Raw genomic sequence first — 8070 nt, 5'->3', positions numbered from 1 at the left:
GCCACAGGGAGCGTCCCACCGGGCCGCGGGGAGGCGGCGTGCTTGGCGTCTGCGGGGTTCACGCCGGCCGCACGGACGCGGATCGTGACCTCGCCGTGGTTGGGTCGGGGGACTTCGTACTCCACGAACTCCCAGCCGTCAGGGCTGCCCCATGATGATGCGATCCAGTGCGTGGCGAGGGTCATATCGCGACCCTACCCTCAGAGGACGCATCGCACGTTGGTCGCCGACCCCACGACGTTCGCCCAGCCGTTCGCGACAGCGGTGGCCAGCACCGTCGTGCCGCTTCGCGCCTGCGCGTATCCGCTCGGCCGTGCGTCGGCGACGGACCTCGCCGTGAATGACGACGGTATCGGGACGGTGGCGCAGGTGCTCCAGGACAGTCTCGCCCCGGTCAGCGAGGAGCCCGTGAAGACGCACACCCGCGCGCTGGCACAGGTGCCCACCGCCGCGAACACGCGTGGGCGGTCACCATCCGGAACGAACAGCTCCATGCCGAGATCGGGCCATACCGCGCGCTGTGCGTCGATTATCCTCCCGCCGGGCACCTCCTCGAGCACCTCGCGCATCAGAGCGGGAACGCGCTCGTCGTCGACGGACACCTCGGCTGAAGCGGGCCCGCCCGTGAACAGGGCGCCGAGAGCCCCGAGGAGGAGCACGACCGCCGCTGACCGAGTCATCTCACGAGTTCTTCAGCGACGTCCCACATCGTGTACGACATGATGGCCCCCGCCGCGATGAGATCACTGTCGATGAGATTCGTGCGCTCGACGCCGACGATCCGCCCGGTATCGAGCGAGAGCAGCACCACGTCGCTCGCGACGCCGTCCGGCGAGACGACTCGCAGGCCCGCCACGGGTCGTCCGAGACGATCCGTGGTGGTCCCCCGCGCTTCGACGCCACCGGAGTCGGCGAGGATCGCGAGCAGCTGCGCCTCCTGCGCATTCGTGAGCGTCCACTGCTCGAGCACCGATGTCATCGCCGCGACGACGTCCGCACCCGTCGGATCGGACGGCATCTGGAAGGAGGCGAGGACAGCGGCGATCTCCGCGCGCGAATCTCCGAACTCGTCGGGCACGGGCGTGACGAACTGCCCCGGTTCCATCGGAAGATCCGTGATGACCTCACCCGAACTGCTGATCTCCGCACCGACGTTCGCCGACGCATCGGTCGGGTCGTAGGGCACTCCTCGCACCGAGGTCATCTGCCCCGAGAGATCCGGTTCCCACTGCAGAGTGTTCAGTTGCGGGACGACGGTGGTCTCGCCCGTGTTCCCGTTGATGTCGAGCCCCCATGTCGCCGAGCGCACGAGGCGCTCGGGTTCTGCGGGGCCTGCCGTCGAGGCGAGGGCGGCCTGCGCTGTGCTCACCGTCTCGGCCGTGCTCTGGGCGCTTTCGAAGTCGAGCGGCGCGGGAGATCCGGCCATCGCCGCACCCTGCGGGATCAGCACCGCCACCGCGACCACGGCCGCCGCAGCGGCCACGGCGAGACCCGACGCCCATCTGAGCGCGCTTCGGCGCTCGGGGTGCGGTCGTGCGGCACTGCGGATGATCCGGTCACGGGCGCGCGCAGCCGCGTCATCCGGTGCCGCGTCGCGGGCCGTGCGGGCAGGATCCGCTTCTACGAGGACGCGTTCGAGCAGCGCGTTGTCATTCATCGACACCCTCCGTCCCCTCCAGTCCCAGCTCGCCACGCAGCTTGCGCTGCGCATGCGAAAGCGTCTTGCGCACTCGGACACGAGGGCTGCGCAGCAACTCAGCGATCTCCCCCACCGCCAGCCCGTCCCAGTACGTGAGCATGATGATACGCCGCTCGCGTCCGGTGAGGACACCCAAAGCTCCGAGGACCCGTGCCCGCATGGTGAGGTCCGCGACGTCGCCTGCGGAGACCCCGCCGTGCACGGCATCGAGCGCCGTGCGTCGCAGCGTCGCACGCCCCGTCCGCGCGCTCAACACCCGATCCGCCGCGCGGATCAGCCAGACCCGGTTCATGGGCTTCGTCGGAGAGAGCCGGGACCACGCCATCAGGAAGATCTCCGAGACGATCTCGGTGACCTCCGCGTCGTCCTCGACCACACCTTCGACATGGTGTCTGACCGCGGCCCAGTTGGCGTCGAAGAGCGTGGTGAACGCCTCGTTCCTCTGGGCTTCGCGGTCGCTGGCGCGGGCGCTCACCCCGTCGATCCGATGGAGCACCCGATCCGCATCGCGTCTCGGCGTCGCATCTCAGAACCCGAGGCGACCGAGCTGCTTCGGGTCGCGCTGCCATTCCTTGGCGACCTTCACGTGCAGGCCGAGGTAGACCCTCCTGCCGAGAAGCTCCTCGATGTCGACCCGCGCTCGGCGACCGACGTCGGCGAGGCGCTTGCCCTTGTGCCCGATGATGATGGCCTTCTGGCTGTCGCGCTCGACGACGATCGACGCGTGGACATCGGTCAGATCCGTGCCTTCCCGCGGGGCGATGTCATCGATCACGACCGCGATGGAGTGCGGAAGCTCGTCGCGCACGCCGTCGAGCGCGGCCTCGCGGATCATCTCGGCGATGCGATCCTCCTGCGACTCGTCGGTGGTGACTCCCTCGCCGTAGAGCGCAGGGCCCTGCGGCATGAGCGAGAGGACCTCGTCGGCGAGGACCTCGAGCTGGTCGCGCGTGAGGGCCGAGATCGGGATCACGGCATCCCAGTCGTCGCGGAGCGCGTCGACCTCCAACAGGCGTTCGGTGATCTGATCGCGTCCGGCCGCATCCGTCTTCGTGACGATCGCGATCTTCTTCGCGCGGCGGTAGCCGTCGAGCGAGGCGGCGATCCTGCGGTCGCCCGGCCCCACCTTCTCGGTCGCCGGCACGCAGAAGCCGATCACATCGACGTCGCCGAGCACCTGTTCGACGAGATCGTTCAACCGCTCGCCCAGCAGCGTCCGCGGCTTGTGGATCCCGGGGGTGTCGACGATCACGAGCTGCCCCTCGGGCCGGTTGACGATCCCGCGGATCGCGCGGCGAGTCGTCTGCGGCTTCTCACTGGTGATGGCGATCTTCTCGCCGACCAGCGCGTTGGTGAGAGTCGACTTCCCGACGTTCGGGCGCCCCACGAATGTGACGAATCCGCTTCGCGTCTGCTCAGTCATCGTTTCCGTCTCTCTCATCTGCGGTGTCTGCCGCGTCGTGTGCCGCGCGTTCCACGAACACCGTGGCGATTCCACGCCCTCGCCCTCGCGATGCCCCACCCGTCAGGGTGAGGCCCTCGACGGTCACGGTCGACCCGGGCTGCGGCACCTGCCCGAGCGTCTTGCCGAGCAGACCGCCGATCGAGTCGACGTCTTCGTCCTCGAGCTCGAGGCCGAAGAGATCGCCGACGTCCTCGAGCGAGAGCCGGGCACTCACGCGGTAGCGTCCGTCGCCGAGTTCGACGACTTCTGCCGACACCTGATCGTACTCGTCCGAGATCTCCCCGACGAGCTCCTCGATGAGGTCCTCGAGCGTGACAAGCCCCGAGATGCCGCCGTGCTCGTCGATCACGAGGCACACGTGCACGGCGTCGCGCTTCATCTGCTGCAGGAGCGTCTCGGCGCGCATGGACTCGGGCACGAAGGTCGCCGGGCGCGAGATGGGACGGATCGATGCCGCCCTCCACGCGTTCTCATCGCGGAAGGCGAACAGCACGAGGTCTTTGAGATAGAGCACGCCCACGACGTCGTCGGCATCGTCGTCGACAACCGGCATGCGCGAGACCCCGCGCTGCAGGAACAACGACATCGCCTCGCTCGTGGTCGCCGTCGCATCGACGGTCACCATCTCGGTACGCGGCACCATCACCGCGCGCACGAACTGGTCGGTGAAATCGAACACCGAGTGGATCAGGTCGCGGTCGTCGGCTTCGATGAGGTCGTTCGACGCCGCCTCGTCGACCATGCTCAGCAGCTGCTCCTCCGAGGTGAACGAGCTGCGTCCGCGACCGGGCGTGACCCGGTTGCCGAGCACGACGAGCCCCTGGGCGAGGGGGCCGAGGATGATGCGCAGCCCACGGACGACCGGCGCGTTGGCGCGCAGCATCCTCTCGGCGTGGTGACGGCCGAATGAACGCGGGCTCGCCCCGACGAGCACGAAGCTGATACCTGTCATCAGGACGGCGGCGGCGAGCATCGCCCACCAGATGTTGTCGAACAGGATGCTGAACGCAACGGTGACGAGCACCGCGGCAGCGGTCTCGGTCAGGACGCGGATGAACGCCACGGCGTTCACGTGCGCGTCGGGATCGGCGGCGATGCGCGCCAGCTGACGGGCGTGGCGCCCCTCGGACCCCATCTCGGCGATGTCCGAGCGCGACGTGACACCGAAAGCCGCGTCGATCGCGGCCATGAGGCCGCCGAACGCGACGAGCAGTACGGCGCCTGCGAGCAGGAAGGCGGCGGTCATCGGCGACGTTCAGCCGCGGCGAAGCCCTGGATGAGCTCCTTCTGCAGACCGAACATCTCGCGCTCGTCCTCGGGTTCGGCGTGGTCGAAGCCGAGGAGATGCAGCAGCCCGTGCGTGGTGAGCAGGATCAGCTCGTCCATCAGCGTGTGACCGGCGGCCTGCGCCTGCGTCTCTGCCACCTGCGGGCACAGCACGATGTCGCCCAGCAGACCGGGCGCGGTGGGGCGGTCTTCTGTGCCGGGGCGCAGTTCGTCCATCGGGAAGCTGAGGACGTCGGTGGGGCCCGGCTCGTCCATCCACTGGACGTGCCGTGCCTCCATGGCTCCCTCATCGACCAGCACGATCGCGACCTCGGCGTCGGGGCTGACATGCAGCTGCGCGAGGTTGAAGTCGGTCAGCCGCTGCAGCACGGTCTCGTCGACGTCGATCGCCGACTCGTTGTTGATCTCGATCATGGCTGTGCTCGTTTCATCAGGAGAGGCCGCGTTTCGGCATCCGGTCCCGGGGTCCTGGTCGCTGCGCGCCGCGGCGCTCGGCGCGATTGGCGAACTCCGCCGCCTGCTCGCGCTCGTAACGCTGAGCGGTGCGACGCTCGTCGTACTCGCTGTACGCGTCGACGATGCGTCCGACGAGCGAATGGCGCACGACGTCGTCGCTCGTGAGCCGGGCGAAATGGATGTCATCGATGCCGTCGAGCACGCGCGTGACCAGCCGGAGCCCCGAGGACCCCTGCGGGAGGTCGACCTGGGTGATGTCGCCGGTGACGACCATCTTCGACCCGAAGCCGAGACGCGTCAGGAACATCTTCATCTGCTCGGGCGTCGTGTTCTGCGCCTCGTCGAGCACGACGAAGGAATCGTTGAGCGTGCGACCGCGCATGTACGCGAGAGGGGCGACCTCGATCGTCCCTGTCGCCATGAGACGGGGGACGATCTCGGGGTCCATCATCTCGTTCAGAGCGTCGTACAGCGGGCGCAGGTACGGATCGATCTTGTCGGTGAGTGTGCCGGGCAGGAACCCCAGCCGCTCGCCGGCCTCGACCGCGGGGCGGGTGAGGATGATCCGCGCGACCTCTTTGCGCTGCAGCGCCTGGACGGCCTTCGCCATCGCGAGGTACGTCTTGCCCGTACCGGCGGGACCGATGCCGAACACGATCGTGTTCTCCTCGATCGCGTCGACGTACTCCTTCTGCCCCACCGTCTTCGGCCGGATGACCTTGCCCCGGGTCGACAGGATCGCCTCGCCGAGGACTTCGCTGGGGCGCGGGCCGCCATCGGTGCGCAGCATGCGTGCGGAGCTCGAGACATCGCTCGGCGCCAGGTCGTGTCCGGCTCGGGTCATGGTGAGCAGCTCGTCGACGAGGTTCTTGGCCTTCGCGACCGCGTCTGCGGTCCCCGAGAGCGTGATCTCGTTGCCCCGCACGAGCACCTGCACCTCGCGGTGCTCCTTCTCGAGCATGCGCAGCAGGCGATCCTGTGGACCGAGCAGCTGCACCATGGCGACACCGTCGACGTAGATCTTCTCGACGGCGGTGTCGGATGCGGTCACAGAGTCGTTTTCGTCAGAAGCCAACGAGCTTGTTCTCCTCGATATCACCGAGCACATGGGCGTGCACGTGGAAGACGGATTGCGCGGCGCTGGCGCCGTTGTTGAAGATGATGCGGTAGTCGCCGTTCGCGTGCTCAGACGCGAGCTGCTTCGCAGCGGCGACGATCTCGGCGAGCAGACCCGGGTCTCCCTGAGCGAGTTCGGTGACGTCGCGGTAGTCCTCGGTCTTCGGGATCACCAGAGCATGCAGCGGCGCCTGGGGGTCGATGTCGCGGATCGCGAACACCCGACCGGTGTCCAGCAGGATCTCACCCGGGATGTCGCCGTTCAGGATGCGCGTGAAGATCGAGGGTTCGGACATGCTCTCAGTCTACTGATCGCAGCACCGACCGGTCCGTCGCGCCGATCACCACCGGCCGAGCGCCACGGACAGCACGGCGATGGCGGCGGGGCCCGCGGTCGAGGTGCGCAGCACCGTATCGCCGAGCAGCACGCGTTCTGCGCCGGCATCCGCGAGCTTCGTCAGCTCGTCGTCGGAGATGCCGCCTTCCGGGCCGACGACCAGCACGATGTCGCGGCCGTCCGGCTCGAGTTCGGACAGTCGCGTCGAGGCGCCCGGATCGAGCAGCAGCACGCGCTGTGTGGCCGCCCGCTTCGCCAGGTCGGCGGTCGAGACCGGAGGCGTCACTGCGGGGACCCACGCCCGATGCGCCTGTTTGGCAGCCTCTCGCACGATCGTCGCCCACCGCTCGCGGCCCTTGACGGCCTTGGGCCCGTCCCACCGCGAGACGCTGCGGCCGGCCTGCCAGGGAACGATCTCGTCGACCCCGAGCTCGCAGGCGGCCTGCACGGCGAGTTCGTCGCGGTCGCCCTTCGCGAGCGCCTGCACGAGCACCACCCGCGGGCTCGGCGCGGGTTCGGCGGTTCGCGCCGACACACGAACGTCGACACGAGACGGAGAGACCTCCTCGGCGACCCCGGTGAGCCAGACGCCTGAGCCGTCGCCGACCGTCACCGCCTCGCCGACGCGCAGCCGTCGGACGACCGCCGCGTGCTTGGCCTCGGCGCCGGTGAGCGACACGAGGTCGCCCACCAGAGCATCCGACGAGGTCTCGACGAGGAAGTGCAGAGCCATGAGCGTCGTCCCGATCAGTGCGAACGGAAGCGGTCGCGGAGCTTCGAGAACAGCCCCTGCTGGAACTGCGCCAGCTGGGGGCCAGGGGCCTTGGTCTTCTTGGCGAAGTCCTCGATCAGCGCACGCTGTGCCGAATCGAGCTTCGTCGGCGTGACGACCTGGACTCCGACCCGGAGGTCGCCTCGCTGAGTGCCCCGCAGCGGAGTGATGCCGCGACCCTTGATGGTCAGCACATCACCCGACTGCACGCCGGAGCGGACCTCGAGGTCGACCTCGCCGTCGAGCCCCTGGATCTTCGTCTCGGTGCCGAGGATCGCGTCAGGCATCGACACCTCGAGTGTCGCCAGCAGGTCGTCGCCGTCACGACTGAACGACGGATGCGGGTTGACGGTGACCTCGACATACAGGTCGCCGTTCGGGCCGCCCGCCTTGCCGACCTCGCCGGAGCCGGGCAGCTGCAGACGCAGGCCGGTCTCGACGCCGGCCGGGATGTCGAGCGACACGGTGCGCCGCGAACGCACGCGTCCCTGCCCGCCGCAGGTGCCGCACGGATACGGGATCGTGGTTCCGTAGCCCTCGCAGGTGCCGCAGGGCTGCGACGTCACCACGTTGCCGAGAAGGCTGCGCACCTGGCGCTGCACGTGCCCCGAACCGCCGCAGATGTCGCAGGTGACGGGCGAGGTGCCCTCCTGACAGCACGAGCCGTTGCAGGTCTCGCAGAGCACGGCGGTGTCGACCTCGATGTCGCGGTGCGCGCCGAAGACGACGTCGCCCAAATCGAGCGTGACCCGCACCAGGGCATCCTGTCCGCGCTCGCGCCGCGACCGCGGACGCGCCCCGCGCCCGCCGCCCTGACCCGCGCCGAAGAACGTCTCGAAGATGTCGCCGAACCCGCCGAATCCGCTGAAGTTGCCGGCAGCGCCGTCTCCGCCGCCCATGTCGTAGCGCCGGCGCGAGTCGTCGTCGCTGAGGACGTC

The 8070-nt window shown here is 68.8% G+C and carries 10 protein-coding genes and 1 pseudogene; all 11 read right to left on the bottom strand.

Annotated elements, in window-relative coordinates; translation table 11 throughout:
• A pseudogene (locus tag J7E68_RS01250) lies at positions 1 to 185 on the bottom strand (NADP-dependent oxidoreductase); the annotation flags it as partial.
• A 15-nt stretch (positions 186 to 200) separates the two neighbouring features.
• On the bottom strand, positions 201 to 680 hold the full coding sequence (locus J7E68_RS01245) for a hypothetical protein (protein WP_215169128.1): 480 nt from the start codon (positions 678 to 680) through the stop codon (positions 201 to 203).
• Positions 677 to 1657 carry a hypothetical protein gene (locus tag J7E68_RS01240; protein ID WP_215169127.1) on the bottom strand — a complete coding sequence of 327 codons (981 nt, stop codon included), beginning with the start codon at positions 1655 to 1657 and terminating at the stop codon, positions 677 to 679. The genes J7E68_RS01245 and J7E68_RS01240 overlap by 4 nt, the downstream gene beginning before the upstream one ends.
• Positions 1650 to 2174 carry an RNA polymerase sigma factor gene (locus J7E68_RS20220; protein ID WP_215169126.1) on the bottom strand — a complete coding sequence of 175 codons (525 nt, stop codon included), beginning with the start codon at positions 2172 to 2174 and terminating at the stop codon, positions 1650 to 1652. Before J7E68_RS20220 ends, J7E68_RS01240 begins: the two co-directional genes overlap by 8 nt.
• 51 nt (positions 2175 to 2225) lie before the next feature.
• Positions 2226 to 3122 carry a GTPase Era gene (gene era / locus J7E68_RS01230; protein WP_251048506.1) on the bottom strand — a complete coding sequence of 299 codons (897 nt, stop codon included), beginning with the start codon at positions 3120 to 3122 and terminating at the stop codon, positions 2226 to 2228.
• Positions 3115 to 4410, bottom strand: a complete 1296-nt coding sequence (locus tag J7E68_RS01225; protein ID WP_215169124.1) for a hemolysin family protein — start codon at positions 4408 to 4410, stop codon at positions 3115 to 3117. Before J7E68_RS01225 ends, era begins: the two co-directional genes overlap by 8 nt.
• A complete protein-coding gene (gene ybeY, locus J7E68_RS01220) occupies positions 4407 to 4865 on the bottom strand; it encodes an rRNA maturation RNase YbeY (protein ID WP_215169123.1) in 459 nt (152 codons plus the stop codon). The genes J7E68_RS01225 and ybeY overlap by 4 nt, the downstream gene beginning before the upstream one ends.
• Before the next feature lie 16 nt (positions 4866 to 4881).
• Positions 4882 to 5907, bottom strand: coding sequence for a PhoH family protein (locus tag J7E68_RS01215; RefSeq protein WP_251048507.1), 1026 nt, complete (start codon positions 5905 to 5907; stop codon positions 4882 to 4884).
• 64 nt (positions 5908 to 5971) lie between these two features.
• Entirely contained in the window at positions 5972 to 6319 is a 348-nt protein-coding gene (locus tag J7E68_RS01210; RefSeq protein WP_215169113.1) for an HIT domain-containing protein, read from the bottom strand.
• Between the two features lie 45 nt (positions 6320 to 6364).
• Entirely contained in the window at positions 6365 to 7093 is a 729-nt protein-coding gene (locus J7E68_RS01205) for a 16S rRNA (uracil(1498)-N(3))-methyltransferase (RefSeq protein ID WP_215169110.1), read from the bottom strand.
• Between the two features lie 14 nt (positions 7094 to 7107).
• The coding region (locus J7E68_RS01200) for a DnaJ C-terminal domain-containing protein (protein WP_215169102.1) at positions 7108 to 8070 on the bottom strand (963 nt) is incomplete at its 5' end.

Source organism: Microbacterium sp. ISL-103, assembly GCF_018613995.1.
Classification (GTDB): Bacteria; Actinomycetota; Actinomycetes; order Actinomycetales; family Microbacteriaceae; genus Microbacterium.
The sequence above is the reverse complement of the archived record's forward strand: the minus strand, read 5'-3'. Positions and strand labels throughout refer to the sequence as shown.

What these genes read in the sequence shown, in the direction of transcription:
- J7E68_RS01245 (WP_215169128.1), bottom strand. Translation starts at nt 680, where the DNA reads ATGACTCGGTCAGCGGCGGTCGTGCTCCTCCTCGGGGCTCTCGGCGCC.
- J7E68_RS01225 (WP_215169124.1), bottom strand. Translation starts at nt 4,410, where the DNA reads ATGACCGCCGCCTTCCTGCTCGCAGGCGCCGTACTGCTCGTCGCGTTC.
- J7E68_RS01205 (WP_215169110.1), bottom strand. Translation starts at nt 7,093, where the DNA reads ATGGCTCTGCACTTCCTCGTCGAGACCTCGTCGGATGCTCTGGTGGGC.
- era (WP_251048506.1), bottom strand. Translation starts at nt 3,122, where the DNA reads ATGACTGAGCAGACGCGAAGCGGATTCGTCACATTCGTGGGGCGCCCG.
- ybeY (WP_215169123.1), bottom strand. Translation starts at nt 4,865, where the DNA reads ATGATCGAGATCAACAACGAGTCGGCGATCGACGTCGACGAGACCGTG.
- J7E68_RS01240 (WP_215169127.1), bottom strand. Translation starts at nt 1,657, where the DNA reads ATGAATGACAACGCGCTGCTCGAACGCGTCCTCGTAGAAGCGGATCCT.
- J7E68_RS01210 (WP_215169113.1), bottom strand. Translation starts at nt 6,319, where the DNA reads ATGTCCGAACCCTCGATCTTCACGCGCATCCTGAACGGCGACATCCCG.
- J7E68_RS01215 (WP_251048507.1), bottom strand. Translation starts at nt 5,907, where the DNA reads ATGGTGCAGCTGCTCGGTCCACAGGATCGCCTGCTGCGCATGCTCGAG.